The following is a 21267-nucleotide window of genomic DNA, read 5'->3' on the forward strand; positions in this document are numbered from 1 at the left end:
GGGCTGGATCGCCGGTCCGGAATGAGTCCGGAAGGTCTGGCGCATCAGCGTGGTGAAGAGGAACGAGCACCGGCGCCGACATCGCGGCGTACACAAGTGCTGAAAGCACCATAGCACGGGTTGTCCATTCTTGGGGCGGGGCTACGGCGCGGGGCGGGTGCTGCTGGGTACGCTGGGGCCGGTGTTCACCACTGAGGGACCCACATTCCGCGAGCTCACCGTGCAGGCGCTCTCCTCCATCGAGCGCGGCTACGACCTGCTGGCTCCGAAGTTCGACCACACCCCGTTTCGCACGCCCGACCGGTTCCTCGACTCGGTCGCCGAGACGCTGGAGCCGCTGGGACCGTTCGATGCGGGCCTCGACGTCTGCTGCGGGACCGGCGCGGGGGTCGGCATGCTGAGGCCGCTGTGCCGGGAGCGGGTCACCGGGGTCGACTTCAGTGCCGGGATGCTGGCTGCCGCACGGGATTCCGTGGGCGATCGCGTACGCGATGAGCGGCCGCCGGCGGTGGACTGGGTCAGGGCCGATGCGCGTGAGCTGCCGTTCGACGGTGACTTCGACCTGGCCGTGAGCTTCGGTGCGTTCGGGCACTTCCTGCCCGCCGAGCGGCCCGCCGTGTTCGCCGGGGTGCACCGGGCACTGCGGCCCGGTGGCGTGTTCGCCTTCCCCATCGGGGCACCCCAGCCCCTGAGCTCCCCGCTCTACTGGGCGACGCTCGGCTTCGACTCGGTGATGCGGGTGCGCAACGCGCTGTGGCGGCCGTCGTTCGTCATGTACTACCGCACCTTTCCGCTGCAGGGGGTGTACGACGACCTCATGCGGGCCGGCTTCACGGTGCGTCTGCTGCCGATGGAGGAGTTCGGGCGCAGGGAGGACGGGAGCCCCAACTGGCGTCTTGTGGTGGCCGACCGGCTCTAAATGGTGTGTTCATTTCCTGAAGGCATGACTTCCTCAGAACGTTCTTCTGTCACATGTCTTGACGGAACGCTGTGAGCGATCAAGACTCGCTCCTCGTAACACCGCACTTACACGTGTGACCAATTCAAGTTCTGTCCGGGTTGCGGGACCCGGACTCCAAGCCGCGCGGGCGACGGAGCCCGCACCGCGTGCTGCGCGGCGACTCCTTCTTCGGAGGTCTCCTCGCCATGCCCGACGCACAGAACGACGTCACGCCCGGAACCAGCCGCCGTGCGCTCTTCCAGCAACTCGGCGGCACCGCGGCCGCTTTCGCCTTCCTGGCCGCCGCGGGTCCGATCGCCACGGCCGCACCTGCCGCAGCGGCCGGTGGTGCCGGCGCCGGAGCGGGATCCCCGGCTCCCGCCTTCGCCTCGAAGCGGGTGCGGAAACTGCTCGCCCGGCTCACGCTCGACGAGAAGATATCCCTGGTCCATGGCGCGACCGATCCCGAGAGACTCGGTCAGGCCGGATATCTCCCGGGCGTCGCCCGCCTCGGCATTCCCGAACTGCGGCTGACCGACGGACCGGCCGGTGTGAACGTCGCGAAGTCGGCGACCGGGCTGCCCCCGGTCTCCACGCTCGGCGCGACCTTCAACCCCCGCCTCGCCCGCGACTACGGAGCGGTCATGGGACGCGAGGGCCGCACGCTCGGCATGGACGTCCTGCTCGCCCCGCAGATCGAGCTCTCCCGCACCCCGCTGTTCAGCCGCAACAAGGACCAGGCGAGCGAGGATCCGTACCTCAACGCGCTGATCGGTGTCGCGCAGGTCGAGGGCGTACAGGCACAGGGCATGCTCGCCCAGGCCAAGCACTTTCTCGCCAACAACCAGTCCGTGGGCCAGAACGGCGACTTCACCACCGGCAAGGGCGCCTACGACTTCCGGGTCGACGACCGCACCCTGCACGAGATCTACCTCCCCGCCTGGGACGCGGTGGTCCGCGCCGGCGTCGCCTCCGTGATGGCCGCGTACAACCACCTCAACGGCCAGTGGAACTCCGAGAACAAGACCACCCTCACCGGAATCCTCCGCGGTGAACTCGGCTTCGAAGGCTTCGTCACCTCGGACTGGGGCGCCACCCACAGCACCTCCATCGGGGCCGGCCTCGACCTGCAGATGCCCGACGGCGGATACTTCGGCGCCGCACTCAAGAACGCGATCACAGCGGGCTCGATCCCCGAGGAGGCGCTCGACACCGCGGTCGCCCGCATCCTCGGACAGTACGACGTCTTCGGCATGCTCGACTCCACCCGGGTGCCGGCCCGCAGGCGCATCGACGTCGAGGCCGGGGCGCGGGTCGCCCGCGAAGTGGCCACGCAGGGCGCGGTGTTGCTCGCCAACGACGGAGCTCTGCCGCTCAGCCGTACCGCACTCCGGGACCTGGCCCTCATCGGTCCGACGGCGGCCCAGGTCGCGATCTCGGCATCCGGCGAGCGGGCGTACGGCTTCGAGGACCGCATGGTGGGCCCGCTCGACGCACTCCGGCGCACCGCGGGCCGTGACGCACACATCCGCTACGCGGTCGGACTCGACCTCACGGGTACGCCCGTGCCCGCCTCCGCGTTCCCCGGCGGGCTCACCCGCACCTCGGTTACCGGCACCCAAGTCACCGACAGCACGGTGGACTTCACCGGCGACAAGGCATTCGCGACCGGATCGACCCAGACCTGGACCGGCGGCTTCACGGCGCCGGCCACCGGTGAGTACGCGCTGCACATCCAGGGCTGGGGCGCCGCCGTCAGCCTCTCCCTCGACGGGACGCAGGTCGTCGCCGCGGCCACCTCGCGGGACAGCTTCGTCCGCAAGTGGAGCAGCATCGTGCCCACCACGGACGGGCTCGACAACGGCCGGATCTCGATGCGGCTCACGGCCGGGAAGACGTACGCACTCAACATCACCGCCACGGGCTGGGCGGAGTCCATCGCGGACCGCGGCCCCGTCCAGGTCCGCTTCGCCTGGGTCACGCCCCAGCAGCGTGCGGCCAACATCCGGGACGCGGCCGCGCTCGCCCGCAGGGTCCACACCCCGGTGCTCTTCGCGTACAACGGCGCGGGCGGATCCTTCGGCGGTGCGACCGAGACCGGCAGCCTCGCGCTCCCCGACCACCAGGACGAACTGATCTCAGCGGTGGCAGCCGCCAACCCGCGCACCGTCGTCGTCCTCAACACCGGCACCCCCAACACCATGCCGTGGCGGCGGCAGGTCGCCGCCGTCCTGCGGGCCGGATACGTGGGCCAGGAGGGCGGCTGGGCCACCGCGGACCTGCTCCTCGGCAGGGTCAGCCCGAGCGGGCGCCTCACGGTCACCTACCCGAAGCAGCTCACCGACCACCCGGCGCACGTGCCAGGCCACCCCGAGCGCTACCTGGGCGTCGACGAAGTGGTGACGTACAGCGAGGGGATCTTCACCGGCTACCGGGGATTCGACAGGGCGGGCACCGAACCGCTCTTCCCCTTCGGACACGGCCTGTCCTACACGGAGTTCGGATACACGCGGCTCTCCGTACGACGGCACGGCGACGGCCTCTCCGTGGCCTTCACGGTCACCAACCGCGGCCGCCGGGCCGGGGCCGAGGTGCCTCAGGTGTACCTCGGGGCGGCGCACGGCGCGCCCGTGGAGATGGCGGTGAAGTCCCTTTCCGGCTTCGAGCGCATCGAGCTGGACCCGGGGGAGTCCCGCCGGGTCACCGTACGCATCGACGAACGCCTGCTCTCCTACTGGGACACAGGGCGCAGCCGCTGGGTACGCGCGCGAGGAGAGCGCCCGGTGTATGTGGGTGCCTCCTCCCGGGACATCCGCCTCACGGGGACGACGGGCGGGTCGCACGGGCACTGAGCCGCCGGTAGTGCGGGCAGCGGGTGATGTCCTCGTGGCCGCAGCCCAGAGCGCACTCGATACGTTCGAGAGACGCCTGGGCCGCGGCGATGCGGGCGCGCAGAATCCCGGCCTCGCGCCGCAGGATGCCGCGCCGGGTCCCAAGACCGCCGGCCGAGACCAGCGCGCGGATGGTCTCCAGGCCGAGCCCGGCCTCCTTCGCCCGCAGGATGACGGCCACGCGGGTGACGTCGGCCGGGTGGTAGCGGCGGTGGCCTGCTGTGTTCCGTACGGGATCCAGCAGGCCCATCGCCTCCCAGTGGCGCAGCACATGAGGGGCGAGACCGAAGTGCGCGGCCAGCTCCCCGATGGTCAGCTGCCCGCCCGTAGCACTGTCCCTTGACCTCATGTCGGCATGAAGCCGCAGCCTGTCTCCCATGGACAAGGAGACGCAGCAGACGACGGATTCCCTGATCGCCGTGCTCGACGCGGCCGAGCGGATGCCCGGTGCGGCAGGGCTCCGGGAGCGGATCGCCGAACTGCTCGGAGTGTCGCCGGGGCAGCGCGTGGTGGACGTGGGGTGCGGGACGGGGCGGGCCGTCGCGGAGCTGGCGGAGCTACGAGGCGTGCGGACCGTCGGGGTGGATCCGGACGAGCGGATGATCGCCGTCGCCCGCGAGCGCCTGCCCGCAGGCGACTTCCGTGCAGCGGGGGCGTATGCGCTGCCCCTGGGGGAGGGGTCGGTGCACGGGTATCGCGCCGAGAAGGTGTTCCATGAACTGGCCGATCCCATACGGGCGTTGACGGAGGCGCGGCGCGTACTGGTTCCAGGAGGACGCGCGGTTCTCGCGGGGCAGGACTGGGAGACGCTGGTCGTCGATGCCGACGACCCGGCGCTGACCCGGAGAATCGTGCAGGCCCGCGCCGACCTGGTGACCAGCCCGCGGGTGGCGCGGCAGTACCGCAATCTGCTCCTTGCCGCGGGCTTTCGGGATGTCGCCGTCGAGGTGCACACCGCAGTGTTCATCGACGGCCGGGCTCTGCCCCTCCTCACCGGACTCGCCCGGGCCGCGCGTGCCGCAGGGGCCGTGACGGCCGAATCCGCCGGTGGCTGGATTGCCGAGCAGAGTGAACGGGCGCGCACGGGGCGGCTGTTCCTGGCGGTTCCGTTCTTCGTTGCCGCAGGCGTGGCCGGGGGTGAGGACCGTGGACTAGATACCCCCTAGGGGTATAGTCTCCGGTGCGGGAAAGCCACTCCGAGGAGCAGGGGGTTCGTCATGAACACCGGACTGAAGATCACCGCCTTTGCCGCCGCGGTCGCAGCGACCTTCGGCACGGCCTACGGCGTGGGCAAGGCGGTCGACCCCGTGGTCGCGACCGAGCGGGGTCACGACGCCGGAGCCGGCCACGACAGCGGGAGCGGGAGCGGGAACGAGCACGGTGTGCACGAGGAACAGGCCGCCGGGGGAGGTGCTTCGGCCACCGGGCTCAAGAGTGCGGAGGGCGGCTACACCCTGGATCTGCAGACGCCGACGGTAGCGGCGGGTGGATCCGCCGAGATCCGGTTCGCCGTCAAGGGCAAGGACGGGCGCAATGTCACCGCGTACCGACGTGAACACGGCAAGGAGCTGCACTTCATCGTCGCCTCGCGTGACCTCACCCAATACCGTCATCTGCACCCCGTACGCGCAGCTGACGGCACCTGGTCGACCCCGCTGCGGCTCCCGAAGGCCGGTGCGTACCGGGTCTTCGCCGACTTCACGCCCGAGGCCCAGGGCGCCACAGGGCACACGCTGGGCACCGGTCTGACCGTCTCGGGCAAGGGGAGCCCGGAACCTCTGCCGCCTGTCCGCACCACGGTGCAGGTCGACGGCTATGAGGTCGCCCTCGCCGGCGCGCTGCACTCGGGCACGGCGGGCGAGTTGAGGCTGACCGTACGCAAGGACGGCAGGCTCGTCACCGATCTGCAGCCCTATCTGGGGGCGTACGGACACCTGGTCGCCCTGCGCTCCGGAGATCTCGCCTATCTGCACGTCCACCCCAACCCGGGAGGCCCGGGACCCGTGGTGTCGTTCACGGCGACCGCGCCGAGCGAGGGCAGGTACCGGCTGTTCCTGGACTTCCAGCACGAGGGGAAGGTGCGTACTGCCGCATTTACGGTGGAGGCGCAGGGGCAGGCGGGGTAAGCGTCGGCCGTGGGTCCGATGCCGGGGAGGCAGTCAGTGAAGCCAGTGAAACCAGTGAAGTCGGTGGAGGAGGTCGACGCGCTCGTCGGCACCGCGCACGCAGGGCAGGTCGACAAGATCGAAGTCCCCTACGTCGACCACGTACGAGCGGTCGCCGCCGGGCTGGTGCCCTTCGGCCCGGAGCTGGAGATGGCCGGGCTGCTGCACGACATCGTCGAGGACACGGACTGGACGGCCGAACGGCTCCGTTCCTCCGGCATCCCGGACCGGGTCGTCGAGATCGTCGAAGCCGTCACCAACCAGCCTGGAATGTCCTACGAGTTGAAGATCCAGCGCATCACCCGCAGCCGGGACGCCACCCTCGTCAAGATCGCCGACAATGCGCACAACAGCATTCCCGAGCGTGCGGCGCGACTCCCGGCGCCGGAGCGCACCCGACTCGCCGCGAAGTACCGCGCGGCGCGCGAAGTCCTGTGGGCGGCAGCCGACGTGGCAGAGATCGAATCCATCGTGACGATCGTCAACCCGGCGCTGTTGCCCGAGCTGCGGGAGTGGACCGCCTCCTGACCGCACGGTCCGGTCGGTCCCGTGCGTACGGGCTCACGCCGCGGCATCGGTGTCGGCCCGGACTGCCGCGGCCCACTCCACCAGCAGGCGTTCGTACCGGACCGCCTCCACCTCGGACAAGGTCCCGTGCGCACGCGACCACAGCGCGCGTATCTCCGCGTTCACCGCGGATGCGGGACGCGCGGCGCCGGTGGGCGAGGGGGTGAAGGACATGACGACCAGGCTACGGGCGAGCACTGACAAACGGCCATATGGCAGTCAAAGATCCGTTGAACTGCGCTCGTGACCTGCCGCGGCATCTACGCCCGGGACGGTGGAGTAGCCCCCGCCCCCGGGGGTACCGGTCAGATGCACGCGTGTGGTCCATATCCCTGCCGAAAGAGGCGGTCATGGAGATCTCGGGTCTTATCAGCGCGATTGTGATCGGCATCGTGATCGGGGTACTGGGACGGCTCGTCGTCCCGGGGCGTCAGCGGATCGGCATTCTGTGGACGATCCTGATCGGGATCGTGGCCGCGCTCGTCGGCAGCGTCATCGCGCATGCCGCCGGTGTCGACGACACAAAGGGTGTCGACTGGATCGAGTGGCTGATCCAGATCGGGCTCGCCGCGGTCGGCGTCGCGGGTCTCGACCGCGCCAAGTCGCGCTGAGCACGGACATACCGTCAGGGGCCGTCGCTGCGACGGCCCCTGACGGAGCCTCAGACAATGCCCTCCGCGATCTCGGCCTGCTCGCGTTCCGACCCGTAGGCGGCCGGGGTGCTGTACGTGCGCCGGGCGACGTACCACCAGATGCTGGCCAGTACGAGGACCGCGGCCAGCGCGATCACCGCGTAGTTCATCGAGTCGATGTTCACCGGTGACTTCTGGGGGAGGCAGAACAGCACGGTGACCAGGGCCACCCACACCACCGCGATCCAGCCGATCGGCCTGCTCCACCGGCCCAGGTTCCAGGGGCCGGGCTGGAATCGGTTCCCGGCGCGGAGCCTGAGGTAGATGGGGATGGCGTACGCGGGCGTGATCCCGATGACGTTGATGGCGGTCACCGCACCGTAGGCGGTCGCGGAGTACAGCGACGGCACGGCGAGCAGGCAGGCGAAACCGACCGACAGCCAGACCGCGTTGACCGGAGTCTGGGTGCGGCTGCTGACCTTGCGCCACAGCTTGGAGCCGGGCAGCGCGTTGTCGCGGCTGAAGGCGAAGACCATACGGCTCGCGGCGGCGACCTCGGCGTTGCCGCAGAAGAGCTGCGCCACGATCACGACCAGCAGCAGGGCGGTGGCGCCGCCGTTGCCGAGTGCGTCGATGAAGATCTGGGCGGGCGGCACCCCGGTGTCGCTGTTCTGGGTGCCCGCGTAGTTCTGGATGGCGAAGGTCAGCCCGGCGAGCAGGACGAAGCCGGCGATCCAGGACACCCATATGGAGCGGACGATGCCCTTGGCCGCCGACACCGAGGCGTTGGAGGTCTCCTCCGAGAGGTGGGCGGAGGCGTCGTATCCGCAGAAGGTGTACTGGGCCAGGAGGAGGCCGATCGCCGCCACGTACAGCGGGTTGGACCAGCCGGTGTCATTGACGAAGTGGGTGAAGACGAACGAAGGCGACTGGTGGTGGTCGGGGACGATCGCCAGGACGCCGACGATCACGGCGACACCCGCCAGGTGCCACCACACGCTGACCGAGTTGAGCACGCTGACCAGCCGTACGCCGAAGAGGTTCAGCACCGCGTGCAGCAGCAGGATGCCCATGAAGATCAGCATTGTGGAGCCGGATGTGGGCGTGAACCCGAACTGCAGGTTGAGGAAGGCGCCGGTGAACAGGGCGGCGCCGTAGTCGATTCCGGCGATCGCGCCCAGCAGGCCGAGCAGGTTCAGCCAGCCGGTGTACCAGCCCCAGCGGCGGCCGCCGAGCCGGTCGGCCATGTAGTAGAGGGCGCCCGACGTGGGGTAGGCGCTGGTGACCTCGGCCAGGGCCAGACCCACGCACAGGACGAAGAGGCCTACGCCTGCCCAGCCCCAGAGCATGACGGCGGGGCCGCCGGTGCCCATCCCGAAGCCGTACAGCGTCATACAGCCGGAGAGCACGGATATGACGGAGAAGCTGATGGCGAAGTTGCCGAAACTGCCCATGCGGCGGGCGAGTACGGGCTGGTAGCCGAGCTCCCGCAGGCGTTGTTCCTCGTCCTGCTGCTGTGGCGGGATGCTGGTGCTCGACCAGATGGTTCGCGACACGGGAGTGCCTCCTGGGGCGGGGGGAAGGGGGACGGGGTGGTTCAGTTCTGGGGCCCGGATCCGGGGTCGCGTGCCGCGGCCAGACAGCGTGCACGCGCCTGCACGAAGGTCTCCGCGGCCAGGTCGGGATCACTGGGGTCGTGGGTGCGGTGCGACCAGGGGGCCGGAGTGAAGTACGGGCCGAGCGCGTCGAACACCCTTACCGCGTCACGGAATTGGAGCGACCCCCACAGGGCGTGCGCCAGATGGCTCAGGTCGAGCAGCGAGCGCGTGGCCGGAGGCGACAGGTCGAACCAACCGTGCAGTGCCCGCAGCGTCTCCCGGGTGGCGTCCTCCGCGACCCAGTGCAGGTCCAGGGCCTTCTCGCGGCCGCCCTCCCGCAGATAGCGCTCCACCCGTACGTACAGAGGCAGCGCGAGGAGCGCGGACCCCTCGGGCGCCCGCGCCGCCGCCCACTGCACGAATCCGACCGCTTCGGACAGATGCCCGCCGGGTCTGCGCGCGTAGGCGAACTGGAGCATGCGGTGATAGGCCTCGCGGTTGTACGGGTCGCGCTTGTCGGCCTCGGCCAGCAGACCCCAGGGACCCGGGAAGAGCATCTGCTCCGGCGGCGCCTGCCGGTGCTCCTCCCACTGCTGGTGCTCGTCGAGCCGGGCCAGCGCCAGCTGGCAGACCCAGGGCACGGGATCCCCGGGCATCGTATGAGCGGCGATCTGGCACGCCTCCCAGGCCTCGTGCCACAGCTCGTTGGTGGACCGGTGACCCGCGCGATGCGCGCGCAGGGTCCGCTCCACCAGGACCCGGGTGTGCATCACGGCCGCGGCCGCGCTGCGCGGCTCCTCGGCCCGCCATGTCTGCACGACGTCCGTGCCGGCGGCCGCGGCCGCGAGTACCTGGGTGCGCTGCGTCCACAACGCCCAGTCGGGGGTCTCGGCGAGCAGATCGCGCAGGGACCGCCAGCGCCCGGTTCTGAGGTCCTGAAGTGCGTTGCGCAGTCCGTCGTCGTGGCCGGCGGGGTGATACACCGGGCGTGCTAACACCTGGCTCCTCTGTGGGGGGAAGCGATAGAGGCGGACGCTCCGGTTCAGTGGAGCGGAGCTGATCTTATGCAACTCTGGGCAGAAAATGGGAATTTGATGGTGTGTCAGAAACTCTTGACGCCTCCAAGGACGTGTAGCAGGCTGCCGCAGTGATCACGATGGACAGCCCGGTACTGGCGATCGACCAAGGCACCTCCGGTACGAAGGCGTTGGTCGTCTGCCCGGAGCGCGGTGTGATCGGCTCCGGTGCGGCAGAGGTACGTCCGCACTACCTGCCCGGCGGTCTTGTGGAGGTGGACCCGGCCGCACTGCTCTCCTCCGTCCTCGACGCCGGACGGCAGGCCCTGGCGGAAGCGGGCGAGGCGGTCGCCGGGGTGGGCCTGGCCAACCAGGGCGAGACGGTCCTCGCCTGGGACCCCGCTACCGGGCGGCCGCTGACCGACGCGATCGTCTGGCAGGACCGCAGGGCGGCGCCGCTGTGCGCCGAAATGGCCGCGTACGGCGATGAGTTGCGCCGGCTGACCGGGCTGCCGCTCGACCCGTACTTCGCCGCCCCCAAGATGGCCTGGATACGCCGGTTCCTCACCCGGGAAGGCGTGGTCACCACCAGCGACGTATGGCTGATCCACCAGCTCACCGGCGCCTTCGCCACCGACGCCTCCACCGCAGGACGCACCCAGCTCCTCGACCTCGACAAGGCGGCCTGGTCGCCGAGGGCCCTCGACCTCTTCGGACTCGGCACGGAGCGGCTGCCGCGGGTCGTCGACGCGGCAGGACCGGTGGGCACCACCACCGCCTTCGGCGCCGAGATCCCGCTCACCGGCCTCCTGGTGGACCAGCAGGCCGCGCTCCTGGCTCAGCGCGTCACCGCACCGTCGACCGCCAAGTGCACCTACGGAACAGGTGCGTTCCTCCTCGCCCAGACCGGCACGGAGCCGCGCCGCTCCGCCAACGGCCTCGTCAGCTGCGTCGCCTGGCGGCTCGCGGGAGAGACCAGCTACTGCCTCGACGGGCAGGTCTACACCGTCGCGTCCGCCGTACGCTGGCTCGCCGACCTCGGGGTGATCTCCGGAGCCCGCGACATCGACCCGGTCGGCTCCGCCGTCCCCGATTCCGAAGGCGTCACCTTCGTCCCCGCGCTCGCCGGACTCGCCGCCCCCTGGTGGCGGGGCGATCTGCGCGGCTCGGTCACGGGACTGGGACTCGACACGACCCCCGGGCATCTGGTGCGCGCCCTCTGCGAGGGCATCGCGGCCCAGGTCGCCGAAGTGGCCGCCGCTGCGGCCGCCGACCTGGGGACGCCTCTGTCCGTACTGAGGGTGGACGGCGGCCTGACCCGCTCCTCACTGCTGATGCAGACACAGGCAGACCTCCTCCAACTACCGGTCGAGGTATCGGAGTTGCCCGATGCGACAGCGCTCGGCGTATCCGCGGTCACCCGGCTCGGCCTGAACCCGTCCCTGTCTCTGGGAGAGGCGGTGGTACGGGGCAAACCGTCCACCGTCTACGAACCCGCGATCGGCCCGGACCAGGCCGCCGAACGACTCGGCGCCTTCCGCGCGGAAGTCGCAGCGCTCCTCGACCGCACGCCCGCCCCCTCATGAGCGTCACCACGGCCGGAGAACTGCCCGACAAGAGCTACGACGTCGTGGTCGTCGGAGCCGGTGTGGTGGGCACGGCCATCGCCCGCGAGCTCGCCCACCACCCTCTGCGCACCGCCCTCGTCGAAGCCGCGGACGACGTCGGCGACGCCACCTCCAAGGCCAACACGGCGATCCTGCACACCGGTTTCGACGCCGTTCCCGGCTCCCTGGAAGCCCGTCTCGTACGGGAAGGGCAGCAACGGCTGGCCGCGTACGCGGCACGGTCGGGCATCCCCGTCGAACCCGTCGGCGCGCTGCTCGTCGCCTGGGACGAGGAACAGCTCGCCGCGCTCCCCGCCCTCGCCGACAAGGCCGTACGCAACGGCTACCACGAGGCGCGCATCATCGATGCCGACGAGCTGCGCCGACGCGAACCACACCTGGGCCACGGCGCCCTGGCCGCGCTCGACGTCCCCGGCGAGAGCATCATCTGCCCCTGGACCACGACACTCGCCTACGCCACCCAGGCGGTCCGCGCAGGCGTCGACCTCCACCTCAACTGCCGTGTGGAGGACTTCAGCCGCACTGCAGAAGGCCTGCACCGGCTGGACACCGTCCGCGGAACACTCCACGCCCGCTATCTGGTGAACGCGGCCGGCCTCCACTCCGACACCGTCGACCGTACGCTCGGCCACGACGCGTTCACCGTCACCCCGCGCCGCGGCCAGCTCATCGTCTTCGACAAGTTCGCCCGAGAGCTGGTCCACCACATCCTCCTTCCGGTGCCCACGGCGCTCGGCAAGGGAGTGCTGGTGGCGCCGACCGTCTACGGCAACGTGCTGCTGGGCCCCACGGCCGAGGACCTTCAGGACCGGACGGCGACGGGTTCGACGCCCGAAGGCATCGCCCTCCTGAGGGAGAAGGGCCGGCGGATCGTTCCCGCGCTCCTCGACGAAGAGGTCACCACCATCTACGCCGGGCTGCGTGCCGCCACCGAACACGACGACTTCCAGATCCACGCCCACCCGGAACAGTGCTCCGTCACCGTCGGCGGAATCCGCTCCACCGGCCTGACCGCCTCCATGGCGATCGCCGCGTACGTCACCGAACTGCTCGCCGGGGCAGGCCTGGACCTCGGCGAGGGGCGGGAGCTGGAACCCGTGCGCATGCCCAACCTGGGCGAGGCGTTCCCGCGCCCCTACGAGAATGCCGAACTCATCGCATCCGACCCCGAGTACGGCGTCCTCGTCTGTCACTGCGAGCAGGTCTCGCGCGGCGAGATCCGCGACGCCCTCACCGCAGAGGTCCCGGCCGGCTCCCTGGACGGACTGCGACGGCGCACCCGGGCACGAGGGGGCCGTTGCCAGGGCTTCTACTGCGGAGCCGCTGTCCGCGAACTCTTCTTGCAGCGTAAGGAGTTGACCGACCGATGAGAGGCGAGCGCACCGTCGACGTCCTGATCATCGGCGCCGGACCCGCAGGCCTCACCGCTGCCGCCCGGCTGGCGGGCGCGGGCACGGGCACGGTCGAGGTCCTGGAACGCGAGGCCCACCCCGGTGGCATCCCGCGCCACTGCCACCACGGCGGCTTCGGCCTGCGGACGGGCCCGCAGTACGCGCGCAGGCTGGCCCGTGAGGCGGCCCAGGCCGGTGCCCTGCTCCGTACCTCGGTCACCGCCACGGGATGGGCAGGACCACGGACCCTGGACACCACAAGCCCCCACGGCCTCGAACGCATCACCGCCCGCGCCGTCGTCCTCGCCACCGGCGCCCGCGAACGCCCCCGCAGCGCACGGCTGGTGGCCGGCAGCAGACCCGCCGGGGTGTTCACCACGGGCGAGCTCCAGCAGACCGTCCACCTCCACGGCCGTCACCCCGGCACACGGGCGATCGTGATCGGCGCCGAACCGGTGGCCTACTCGGCCGTACGGACGCTGCTGGGCGCGGGCGTCGAGGTCGCCGCCATGATCACCGGCCTCCCGCGCCATCAGGCGGCCCGCAGGGACGCCGTCGACGTGCGCCTGCGCCGCCGGGTGCCCCTGTACACCGGCGCCACCGTCACCGAACTCCTCGGCAAGGGAAGGGCGTCGGGGATCGTGATGCGTCACACGAGCGGCCGGGAGACGGTGCTGGCCTGCGACACCGTCGTCTTCACCGGCGATTTCATCCCCGAGCACGAGCTCGCCCGGCGCGGCGGCGTGCCGCTCGATCCCGGCACCAGAGGCCCCGCCGTCGACCTGGCCTTCCGCACCGCCGAACCGGGCGTCTTCGCCGTCGGCAATCTGCTCCACGGGGCCGAACCGGCCCTGGCCGCCGCCCGGGAGGGGGACCTCGCCGCGACCGCCGTACTCCGGCACCTGAACGGAGCGCCCTGGCCTTCAGAACAGCTTCCGGTACGGACCGAAGGCCCCCTGCGCTGGGTGGCACCCCAGCGCATCACCCCGGGCGGCCCGCCGCCCCCGGACGGCCGCTTCCTGCTGCGCCCCGACCGGTTCCTGGTCGGACAGCACCTGACGGTCCGCCAGGACGGTCTGACCCTCCATGAGCAGAGGCTGCCGCGCACCTTCGTACCGAACCGCTCCCTCACCGTCTCCGCGAGCTGGGTGGACAGAGCCGATCCCCGAGGTGGCACAGTGATCTTCACGACGGAACAGGCGGAACAGAGGAGCACCTGATGGGCGAGGCGCCCCACGCACCCTTCGAACTGATCGCGGGCGCACCCGCATCGCCGGTCATCCTGCACGTACCGCACTCCGCGCGCACCGTGCCCGCCGACGTACGTCGCTCCATCGTGCTGGACGATGCGGCGCTCGGCCTCGAACTGGACCACATCACCGACGCGCACACCGCCGAGATCGCGGCCGCGGCGGCCACCATGGCCCCGCTCACCCCCTGGCAGTTCGTCAACCGGCTGTCGCGCCTGGTCGTCGACCCGGAGCGGTTCCCCGACGAACGCGAGGAGATGCGATCGGTCGGCATGGGGGCGGTCTACACCCACACCACCCACCGCGAACGGCTGCGCGCGCCCGACTCGGACGAACTGCTCCTGATCGAGGCCTACTTCCACCCCTACGCGGCCGCGATGACACAGGCGGTCGACGACCGGCTGGCGGCCACAGGACGGGCGGTGGTGATCGACGTGCACTCGTATCCGACCGAGCCCCTGCCCTACGAACTGCACGGCGAAGGCCTCCGCCCGCCCGTCTGCCTGGGCACCGACACCGTCCACACCCCCGCCCGGCTGCTCACGCGCGCGCAGGAGGTCTTCGCGCCGCTCGGTACGACCGCCGTCGACACCCCCTTCGCCGGCACCTACGTGCCCTTGAAGCACTACGGCAAGGACCGGCGGGTCAGTGCCCTGATGATCGAGATCCGGCGCGACCTCTACATGACCGAACCGGGCGGTAGACCCGGCCCAGGCCTGCAGCCACTGGCCGAGGCGCTCGCCGCACTCGTACGGAGCGAGAGCGCGCGGTGAAGGCCGAACGCGCCGAGCGGCGCTTTCCCGTACCGAACAGCCTCACCGGCGTCGGTCTCGTCGTCACCGGCGACGACGGCCGCATCCTGCTGGGACGCGGCCACGACGGGCGCTGGGAGCTGCCCGGCGGAAAGGTCGACGCGGGCGAGGGCTTCGCGGAGGCGGCCGTACGGGAACTCGCGGAGGAGACCGGGATGCGGGCCGACGCGGCCGACGTCGAGATCATCGCCGTACTTCTGGACAGCCGGGGCGGAGTGACCCGGGTGACCGCAGCCGCGCGGACCACAGTCGCCCGTGGACGGGCCCGGGTCACCGAACCGGACAAGATCGAACGGTGGGAGTGGTTCGCGCAGGACGCCGTCCCGGCGGAGCTCTTCGGGCCTTCGGCGGCGGTACTGCAATGCCTCGGACCGGGGCCGGACACGCAGCCCGGCCCCGAGGTCCACCGCTATCGCGTCATGAACCGTCCGCCGCGTCCCTGAGCGCCTGCACGTCGAGCTTCTGCATCCCCATCATGGCCTGCATGGCCCGGCCCGCCCTGGCCTTGTCCGGGTCTGACAGAAGGTCGGTCGCCTCCTTGGGGATGATCTGCCAGGACAGCCCGAACTTGTCCTTGAGCCAGCCGCACTGGCTTTCCTGGCCGCCGTCGGCGGTCAGCGTGGCCCACAGCTCGTCGGCCTCCTCCTGCGTGGCACAGTCGACGTACAACGAGATGGCCTCGCTGAACTTGAACATCGGTCCGCCGTCGAGCGCGAGGTACTGCTGCCCGTCGAGCTCGAATGTGACCACGGTGACCGCACCCCCCGGTTTGCCCGGTTCGCCTTCGCCGTAGTGGTTCACCTCGACGATCCGGGAGTTCGGGAAGACGGAGGTGTAGAAGCGCGCGGCTTCCTCGGCCTGGTCGTCGAACCACAGGTGGGTCGTGATCTTCTGCATGAGGGCTCCTCCTCGGGAGGTGGCGTACGGATGCTTCCGAAGGGGGGACCGGTTCCGCCGCCGTAACTCATCGGTCTTCGGCAAGACCATCCTCGGCCCGTACGCCACTCCCCGCACGGCAGGCGGGAAGGGCCGCCAGGGCGATGCCCCGGCCGGAGGGGGCAGACCCGGGCAGCCTTCCCTGGAGGAGGACGCCGAAGAGGCATCCGGTTCAGGTGGTGGGGGCTGTGGCGGTCGCCTCGCGCAGCGCCTGCCGGCAGAGCGCATCGGCGCGACGGGTCGTCTCCGGCAGCCGGTAGCCGGGCGACAAGTGCAGAGTGTGGGCACAGGCGTTGTCGAGACCGACCCGGTGGCCGACCGAGACGTAGACCGGCTTGACGGACCTCTGGGTGCGCAGCGCGCGACCGACCTCCTCGCCTCCGTCGGCGAGCAGCGGCGAGGAGTCGCCGCGCAGGAGGCCTGGCTGTGCGTAGGTGAAGGTGAAGGGGTTTTTCGCGACGCCGATCACCGGAAGCCCGGTGAGCACACCCAGATGGCTCGCCAGCCCGAAGCGGCGCGGATGGGCCTGCCCGTAACCGTCGCAGACCACCAGCCCTGGCCCGGAGCCGAGCTTCTCCAGAGCCGCGAGGACGGTGGGAATCTCCCGGAAGGCGAGCAGCCCGGGTACGTAGGGGAAGGTCACCTCGCCCACCGCGGTGGCCTCCTCGACGACGGCGAGAGTGGCCGCGTCGAGGACGACCGCTGCGGCCGCGACGACATTGCGTTCGTCGTCGTATGCCACGTCGACACCCGTGACCAGGCCTGTGCCGGGAGGCGGTCCGGTCTCGTCCAGCACCACACGGGTGCGGAGTTGGTCCTGGATCGCGCGGGCCGAGGCTTCGTCGGTCGGGGTGTCCATGACCGGTAGCTTACGAGTGCGGGTGCTCCGCGGGCTCCAGTACGAAGACGGGGATCTGCCGGTCCGTCTTCTCCTGGTAGTCGGCGTAGTCGGGGTACGCCGCGACGGCGCGCTCCCACCACAGGGCCTTCTCCTCGCCGGTCACCTCACGTGCCGTCATGTCCTGGCGCACGGTGCCGTCCTGGAGCTCGACCCGCGGGTCGGCGACGACGTTGTGGTACCAGACGGGGTGCTTGGGCGCGCCACCCAGTGATGCCACAGCGGCATAGGCGCCGTCGTGCTCGACGCGCATCAGCGGCTGCTTGCGAAGATTGCCGCTCTTGGCGCCCCGGGTGGTCAGCAGGATGACCGGCATGCCGCGCATGGTCATGCCCTCGCTGCCGCCGGATTTCTCGATCCGCTCGACCTGTTCGCGTACCCAGGTGGTCGGGCTCGCTACGTACTCGCCCTCAAGAGGCATGGCAGATGTCCCTTCGTCCGATTGGTACTGACGATGGGCCAACGCCCGCGGGAACGGAATCCATCCACGCCCGAATGGTCCAGCACTCGAATGGCCCAGCAACGGTGTGGGCGGGCGCGGCGGGCACGGAGAGTGGAGGGGTACCTCCCCGGCCGCTCACCCCAGCCGCTCACCTGGAGACCGCGATGACCTGTATGAACCGGCGTGACCTCGGTCTGCTCGTGCTGCGGGCCGGCACCGGCGGAGTGCTGATGGCGCACGGAGCGCAGAAACTCCTCGGCTGGTTCGGCGGCGGCGGTATCGAGGGCACCACCGCCGCGATGGAGCACATGGGCTTCACCCCCGGCCGGCAGAGCGCGATCGCCTCCGGGCTCGGCGAGGCGGGCGGCGGGGCGCTGCTGCTGCTCGGACTCGCCACTCCGGCCGCGGGGGCCGCGGCTGCGGGCACGATGGCGGGCGCCGTGGCCGTGCACGCGCCGGCCGGGTTCTTCGCCCAGGGCGGCGGCTTCGAGTACCCGGCCTTCCTCGGCTTCACCGCGGCGGCGATCGGTGTGGCCGGTGCGGGCCGCTACTCCGTCGACCACGCGACCGACCATGTCTTCGACCAGCCGTGGACCGTGGCGCTGGCCTTCGCGGGCAGCGCGCTCGCGGCCGCGGCCGTGGTCGGCCGGCGGAACAAGGCGCAGCGCGCGGCCCAGGAAGACCAGGAAGACCAGGAAGCCCAGGAAGTGCGGTAGTCGCGCCGGATCCCGACCGTCAGGCGATGCACGCCGAGACGATGGCGGCCACGGCGATGTTGCAGGAGGCCGTGACCCACACCGCCGGGTGCGGTTCGGGGTCGACGAGAGTCGCGCCCAGCTTGCCGGGCGTCACGACGTCGACGACGAAGAAGGCGATCGCCATCATCGCCAGGCCCAGCAGGCCGAACGCCGCCGTCGAGGCGAGGCCCTTGCCGAAGTCGTCGTACGTCGTCCAGATCGATGTGAACACGATCCCGCCTATGCCGAGCAGCGCGGAGCTCAGCAGCAGGGCCGCGTTGCGGTTGCGCTCCTCCCAGATCTGACGGCCGAGCTTGCCCGGTGTGAGGGCGTCCACCAGGAAGATGCCGAGGATCAACAGGACGACGCCCAGGGCTCCGTAGGCGGCGGCACGGCCAAGTCCGTTGACGATGTCGTTCATGGGGTGTCTCCGCACGTGAAGGTGATCAAGTCAAGGAAGCGCAAAACCTATCGCACCGCGGCGGCCAGAGGTATGGGCTTGACCTCGATCTTGGTTGAGGTCTTACGGTTCACGTAATTCCCGACGGAGCCCCCGGAGGCATGACGTGAGCATGGAAGTCACCGCATGGACATCACTGCACAGTGTGATGAATGCGCAACAGGACAAACGGCCCTTCTCCCGTGCGACCCTGCGCCGGATCGCCGCCTTCGCCCGCCCGCACCGCGCCCAGCTCGTGCAGTTCCTGGTGCTCAGCGTGGTCACCGCGCTGCTCGCGGTCGCAACTCCCGTTCTTTCGGGGCGGGTTGTGGACGCGATCGTCAAGGGCAAGGCCTCCGGCACGGTCACCGCGCTCGCCCTGCTCATCGCCGGAATCGCCCTCGCCGAGGCGGCACTGGGACTGGTGACCCGCTGGCTGTCCTCGACGCTCGGCGAGGGGCTGATCCTCGATCTGCGCACCGCGGTCTTCGACCATGTGCAGCGCATGCCGGTCGCGTTCTTCACCCGGACCCGCACCGGTGCGCTCGTGAGCCGGCTGAACAATGATGTGATCGGCGCCCAACGGGCCTTCAGCAGCACGCTGTCGGGCGTCGTCGGCAATATCGTCACGCTCCTGCTGACGGTCGCCGTGATGCTCTCGATCTCCTGGCAGATCACCCTGCTCGCCCTGGTCCTGCTGCCGGTCTTCGTGATCCCCGCCCGCCGAACGGGCTCGCGCATGGCACGCCTCCAGCGCGAGGCGGCCGGCCTCAACGCGTCCATGGGCACACAGATGACGGAGCGTTTCTCGGCCCCCGGAGCGACCCTGGTCAAGCTCTTCGGCCGGCCCGCGGACGAGTCCTCCGAATTCGCCGCCCGCGCCCGCAGGGTGCGCGACATCGGTGTCCGTACGGCCATGGCCCAGTCCGTGTTCGTCACCGCACTCACCCTCGTCTCGGCCCTGGCGCTCGCCCTGGTCTACGGTCTGGGCGGTTTCTACGCGCTGCGCGGCCAGCTGGAGCCCGGCGCGGTCGTCGCACTCGCCCTGCTGCTGACCCGGATGTACGCCCCGCTCACCGCCCTGGCCGGTGCCCGAGTGGAGGTCATGAGCGCACTCGTCAGCTTCGAGCGGGTCTTCGAGATCCTCGACCTCAAGCCGCTGATCTCCGAGAAGCCGGACGCGCGCACGGTCCCCGAAGGACCTGTCTCCGTCGAGTTCGACGACGTGCGCTTCGGCTACCCGGCCGCCGACAAGGTCTCCCTCGCCTCCCTCGAAGAGGTCGCCACCCTCGACTCCCGTGGTGGCACCGAAGTCCTCCACGGCGTCTCCTTCCGCGCCGAACCCGGGCAGATGATCGCCCTCGTCGGCTCCTCGGGCGCCGGCAAATCGACCATCGCGCAACTGCTGCCCCGCCTCTACGACACTGATGCGGGCGCCGTGCGGCTGGGAGGCGTCGACGTACGCGACCTCTCCGCCGACTCCATCCGCGCCACGCTCGGCATGGTCACCCAGGACGGCCATCTCTTCCACGAGTCGGTCCGCGCCAACCTGCTGCTCGCCAGGCCCGGAGCGAGCGAGGAGGACCTCTGGGACGCCCTGCGCCGCTCCCGTCTTGAGGGCCTCGTCGCCTCACTGCCCGATGGCCTGGACACCGTGGTCGGCGAGCGCGGCTACCGCCTCTCCGGCGGTGAGCGCCAGCGCCTGACCATCGCCCGCCTGCTGCTGGCCCAACAGCGCGTCGTCATCCTCGACGAGGCCACCGCCCACCTGGACTCGACCTCGGAGGCCGCCGTGCAGGAGGCGCTCGGGGAAGCTCTGGAGGGGAGGACCGCGGTCGTCATCGCCCACCGGCTCTCGACCGTACGGGCTGCCGATCTGATCCTCGTCGTCGAGGACGGGCAGGTCGTGGAGCGCGGCACCCACACGGCGCTCCTCGCGGCCGGCGGCCGGTACGAGCAGCTGTACCGCACCCAGTTCGAGCGCCCGGGCACGGAGACCGCGGAGGTGGCAGGGTGAAGGGTGGCGATGAGTTCTCCGGCCGGCCGCAGTCCACCCTGCGAAGCCGCCGACGCGGCCGGCCCGAACGGAAGGACCACCCTCCATGACCACCACGCACATCCTCGAAGGACCCGGTGTACGCCTGCACTACGAGATCCGCGGGACAGGACCCCTGCTGCTGATCATGGGAGCGCCGATGGACGCATCGGCCTTCGCCCCGCTGGCCGAAGCGCTCGCGAGCGATCACACCGTCGTCACCCACGACCCGCGGGGCATCTCCCGCAGCGTCCTCGACGACCCCGAACAGGACTCCACCCCCGAGCTGCGGGCCGACGACGTGGCCGCCCTCCTGGACGCGCTCGGCGCGGAATCGGCCGATGTGTTCGGCAGCAGCGGAGGCGCGGTGACAGGCCTCGCGCTCGTCGCCCGGCATCCGGGCCGGGTGCGGACGCTCGTCGCGCACGAGCCGCCCGTGGTCGAACTGCTGCCCGACGCAGCCGAGCAGCGCGCCAAGGTCGAGGACCTGGTCGAGACCTTCCACCGCGACGGCCTGGAAGCGGCATGGCGGAAGTTCATGGCCGGAGCGGGATTCGAGGACGGTGCGGACGGCGCCCCGGTCGCAGCGCCGGACGAGCCCTCCCTGCAGGACCTGGCCAACAGCGCCCGGTTCTTCGGCCACGAGCTGCGCGGGACCAGCCTGTACCGGCCGGACATCGACGCCCTGCGGACCGGGCCGTCCCGCGTCGAGGTCGGCATCGGCGCCGACTCGGGAGGCCTGGACACCTTCCGTACGTCGACGGCGCTCGCCGAGCTGCTCGGCAGGCCGCCGGTCGGGTTCCCCGGTGACCACGGCGGCTTCATGGGCGATCCGCAGGGGTTCGCCGAGGCACTGCGCAAGGTGCTCGCCGACGGTGCCTGAAAGGCCG

22 protein-coding genes are annotated in these 21267 nt (G+C 70.7%); 14 read left to right on the forward strand and 8 right to left on the reverse strand.

What is annotated here, in order from left to right:
- Positions 1-181: 181 nt before the first annotated feature.
- Both AB0H78_RS20290 and AB0H78_RS20295 read left to right on the forward strand, forming a co-directional pair.
- A complete protein-coding gene (locus tag AB0H78_RS20290; RefSeq protein ID WP_363235865.1) occupies positions 182-919 on the forward strand; it encodes a class I SAM-dependent methyltransferase in 738 nt (245 codons plus the stop codon).
- Between the two features lie 188 nt (positions 920-1107).
- Positions 1108-3792, forward strand: a complete 2685-nt coding sequence (locus AB0H78_RS20295) for a glycoside hydrolase family 3 C-terminal domain-containing protein (RefSeq protein ID WP_363235866.1) — start codon at positions 1108-1110, stop codon at positions 3790-3792.
- Here the strand turns inward: AB0H78_RS20295 and AB0H78_RS20300 are convergent.
- Entirely contained in the window at positions 3758-4180 is a 423-nt protein-coding gene (locus AB0H78_RS20300; protein WP_363235867.1) for a MerR family transcriptional regulator, read from the reverse strand. The genes AB0H78_RS20295 and AB0H78_RS20300 overlap by 35 nt on opposite strands.
- A gap of 28 nt (positions 4181-4208) precedes the next feature.
- On the opposite strand from AB0H78_RS20300, the gene AB0H78_RS20305 reads away from it, so the two are divergent.
- The 3 genes from AB0H78_RS20305 to AB0H78_RS20315 are packed head-to-tail and all read left to right on the forward strand — an operon-like array spanning position 4209 to position 6524.
- Positions 4209-4997: a methyltransferase domain-containing protein gene (locus AB0H78_RS20305; protein WP_363235868.1), complete on the forward strand. Its 789-nt coding sequence runs from the start codon at positions 4209-4211 to the stop codon at positions 4995-4997.
- A gap of 51 nt (positions 4998-5048) precedes the next feature.
- The gene (locus AB0H78_RS20310; RefSeq protein WP_363235869.1) at positions 5049-5957 is read left to right on the forward strand and encodes a hypothetical protein; all 909 of its coding nucleotides are present in this window, start codon (positions 5049-5051) and stop codon (positions 5955-5957) included.
- 36 nt (positions 5958-5993) lie between these two features.
- Positions 5994-6524 (forward strand): HD domain-containing protein, encoded by a 531-nt coding sequence (locus AB0H78_RS20315; protein ID WP_363235870.1) that lies wholly within the window; start codon positions 5994-5996, stop codon positions 6522-6524.
- 33 nt (positions 6525-6557) lie between these two features.
- Here the strand turns inward: AB0H78_RS20315 and AB0H78_RS20320 are convergent, their stop codons facing one another.
- Positions 6558-6737, reverse strand: a complete 180-nt coding sequence (locus tag AB0H78_RS20320) for a hypothetical protein (RefSeq protein ID WP_363235871.1) — start codon at positions 6735-6737, stop codon at positions 6558-6560.
- Positions 6738-6913: 176 nt separating this feature from the next.
- On the opposite strand from AB0H78_RS20320, the gene AB0H78_RS20325 reads away from it, so the two are divergent.
- Positions 6914-7174, forward strand: coding sequence for a GlsB/YeaQ/YmgE family stress response membrane protein (locus AB0H78_RS20325; protein WP_363236063.1), 261 nt, complete (start codon positions 6914-6916; stop codon positions 7172-7174).
- Positions 7175-7224: 50 nt separating this feature from the next.
- Here the strand turns inward: AB0H78_RS20325 and AB0H78_RS20330 are convergent, their stop codons facing one another.
- Complete coding sequence (locus AB0H78_RS20330; RefSeq protein ID WP_363235872.1) at positions 7225-8751, reverse strand: amino acid permease; 1527 nt, start codon at positions 8749-8751, stop codon at positions 7225-7227.
- 41 nt (positions 8752-8792) lie between these two features.
- On the reverse strand, positions 8793-9776 hold the full coding sequence (locus tag AB0H78_RS20335) for a hypothetical protein (protein WP_363235873.1): 984 nt from the start codon (positions 9774-9776) through the stop codon (positions 8793-8795).
- 173 nt (positions 9777-9949) lie between these two features.
- Here AB0H78_RS20335 and AB0H78_RS20340 point away from each other — a divergent pair, with 173 nt between their 5' ends.
- Genes AB0H78_RS20340 through AB0H78_RS20360 form a run of 5 tightly spaced genes read left to right on the forward strand, consistent with a single transcriptional unit; the run spans position 9950 to position 15333 of the window.
- The gene (locus tag AB0H78_RS20340; protein ID WP_363236064.1) at positions 9950-11395 is read left to right on the forward strand and encodes an FGGY family carbohydrate kinase; all 1446 of its coding nucleotides are present in this window, start codon (positions 9950-9952) and stop codon (positions 11393-11395) included.
- A complete protein-coding gene (locus AB0H78_RS20345; protein ID WP_363235874.1) occupies positions 11392-12807 on the forward strand; it encodes an FAD-dependent oxidoreductase in 1416 nt (471 codons plus the stop codon). Before AB0H78_RS20340 ends, AB0H78_RS20345 begins: the two co-directional genes overlap by 4 nt.
- On the forward strand, positions 12804-14048 hold the full coding sequence (locus AB0H78_RS20350; protein ID WP_363235875.1) for an NAD(P)/FAD-dependent oxidoreductase: 1245 nt from the start codon (positions 12804-12806) through the stop codon (positions 14046-14048). The genes AB0H78_RS20345 and AB0H78_RS20350 overlap by 4 nt, the downstream gene beginning before the upstream one ends.
- On the forward strand, positions 14048-14851 hold the full coding sequence (locus tag AB0H78_RS20355; protein WP_363235876.1) for an N-formylglutamate amidohydrolase: 804 nt from the start codon (positions 14048-14050) through the stop codon (positions 14849-14851). The genes AB0H78_RS20350 and AB0H78_RS20355 overlap by 1 nt, the downstream gene beginning before the upstream one ends.
- On the forward strand, positions 14848-15333 hold the full coding sequence (locus tag AB0H78_RS20360; protein ID WP_363235877.1) for an NUDIX domain-containing protein: 486 nt from the start codon (positions 14848-14850) through the stop codon (positions 15331-15333). The genes AB0H78_RS20355 and AB0H78_RS20360 overlap by 4 nt, the downstream gene beginning before the upstream one ends.
- On the opposite strand, the gene AB0H78_RS20365 is transcribed toward AB0H78_RS20360, so the two are convergent.
- From AB0H78_RS20365 to AB0H78_RS20375, 3 genes are all read right to left on the reverse strand, one after another.
- Positions 15308-15787 (reverse strand): VOC family protein, encoded by a 480-nt coding sequence (locus AB0H78_RS20365; protein ID WP_363235878.1) that lies wholly within the window; start codon positions 15785-15787, stop codon positions 15308-15310. The genes AB0H78_RS20360 and AB0H78_RS20365 overlap by 26 nt on opposite strands.
- A gap of 211 nt (positions 15788-15998) precedes the next feature.
- Entirely contained in the window at positions 15999-16685 is a 687-nt protein-coding gene (locus AB0H78_RS20370; protein WP_363235879.1) for an endonuclease V, read from the reverse strand.
- Positions 16686-16695: 10 nt separating this feature from the next.
- A complete protein-coding gene (locus tag AB0H78_RS20375) occupies positions 16696-17145 on the reverse strand; it encodes a nitroreductase family deazaflavin-dependent oxidoreductase (RefSeq protein WP_363235880.1) in 450 nt (149 codons plus the stop codon).
- 185 nt (positions 17146-17330) lie between these two features.
- Between AB0H78_RS20375 and AB0H78_RS20380 the strand changes: the two genes are divergently transcribed.
- Positions 17331-17882: a DoxX family membrane protein gene (locus AB0H78_RS20380; RefSeq protein ID WP_363235881.1), complete on the forward strand. Its 552-nt coding sequence runs from the start codon at positions 17331-17333 to the stop codon at positions 17880-17882.
- A 19-nt stretch (positions 17883-17901) separates the two neighbouring features.
- Here the strand turns inward: AB0H78_RS20380 and AB0H78_RS20385 are convergent, their stop codons facing one another.
- Positions 17902-18324 carry a DUF350 domain-containing protein gene (locus AB0H78_RS20385; RefSeq protein WP_363235882.1) on the reverse strand — a complete coding sequence of 141 codons (423 nt, stop codon included), beginning with the start codon at positions 18322-18324 and terminating at the stop codon, positions 17902-17904.
- A 145-nt stretch (positions 18325-18469) separates the two neighbouring features.
- Between AB0H78_RS20385 and AB0H78_RS20390 the strand changes: the two genes are divergently transcribed.
- Together AB0H78_RS20390 and AB0H78_RS20395 are read left to right on the forward strand one after the other, a co-directional pair.
- A complete protein-coding gene (locus AB0H78_RS20390) occupies positions 18470-20359 on the forward strand; it encodes an ABC transporter ATP-binding protein (protein ID WP_363235883.1) in 1890 nt (629 codons plus the stop codon).
- A gap of 85 nt (positions 20360-20444) precedes the next feature.
- The gene (locus tag AB0H78_RS20395) at positions 20445-21260 is read left to right on the forward strand and encodes an alpha/beta hydrolase (RefSeq protein ID WP_363235885.1); all 816 of its coding nucleotides are present in this window, start codon (positions 20445-20447) and stop codon (positions 21258-21260) included.
- Positions 21261-21267: the final 7 nt, after the last annotated feature.

Origin of the sequence: Streptomyces sp. NPDC050738 (genome assembly GCF_040654175.1) — a bacterium.
GTDB lineage: Bacteria > Actinomycetota > Actinomycetes > Streptomycetales > Streptomycetaceae > Streptomyces.

Coding starts and splice junctions, on each gene's coding strand:
- AB0H78_RS20350 (WP_363235875.1), top strand. CDS start 12,804: ATGAGAGGCGAGCGCACCGTCGACGTCCTGATCATCGGCGCCGGACCC.
- AB0H78_RS20300 (WP_363235867.1), bottom strand. CDS start 4,180: ATGAGGTCAAGGGACAGTGCTACGGGCGGGCAGCTGACCATCGGGGAG.
- AB0H78_RS20310 (WP_363235869.1), top strand. CDS start 5,049: ATGAACACCGGACTGAAGATCACCGCCTTTGCCGCCGCGGTCGCAGCG.
- AB0H78_RS20325 (WP_363236063.1), top strand. CDS start 6,914: ATGGAGATCTCGGGTCTTATCAGCGCGATTGTGATCGGCATCGTGATC.
- AB0H78_RS20345 (WP_363235874.1), top strand. CDS start 11,392: ATGAGCGTCACCACGGCCGGAGAACTGCCCGACAAGAGCTACGACGTC.
- AB0H78_RS20355 (WP_363235876.1), top strand. CDS start 14,048: ATGGGCGAGGCGCCCCACGCACCCTTCGAACTGATCGCGGGCGCACCC.
- AB0H78_RS20320 (WP_363235871.1), bottom strand. CDS start 6,737: ATGTCCTTCACCCCCTCGCCCACCGGCGCCGCGCGTCCCGCATCCGCG.
- AB0H78_RS20340 (WP_363236064.1), top strand. CDS start 9,950: ATGGACAGCCCGGTACTGGCGATCGACCAAGGCACCTCCGGTACGAAG.
- AB0H78_RS20365 (WP_363235878.1), bottom strand. CDS start 15,787: ATGCAGAAGATCACGACCCACCTGTGGTTCGACGACCAGGCCGAGGAA.
- AB0H78_RS20380 (WP_363235881.1), top strand. CDS start 17,331: ATGACCTGTATGAACCGGCGTGACCTCGGTCTGCTCGTGCTGCGGGCC.
- AB0H78_RS20375 (WP_363235880.1), bottom strand. CDS start 17,145: ATGCCTCTTGAGGGCGAGTACGTAGCGAGCCCGACCACCTGGGTACGC.
- AB0H78_RS20395 (WP_363235885.1), top strand. CDS start 20,445: ATGACCACCACGCACATCCTCGAAGGACCCGGTGTACGCCTGCACTAC.
- AB0H78_RS20370 (WP_363235879.1), bottom strand. CDS start 16,685: ATGGACACCCCGACCGACGAAGCCTCGGCCCGCGCGATCCAGGACCAA.
- AB0H78_RS20385 (WP_363235882.1), bottom strand. CDS start 18,324: ATGAACGACATCGTCAACGGACTTGGCCGTGCCGCCGCCTACGGAGCC.
- AB0H78_RS20305 (WP_363235868.1), top strand. CDS start 4,209: ATGGACAAGGAGACGCAGCAGACGACGGATTCCCTGATCGCCGTGCTC.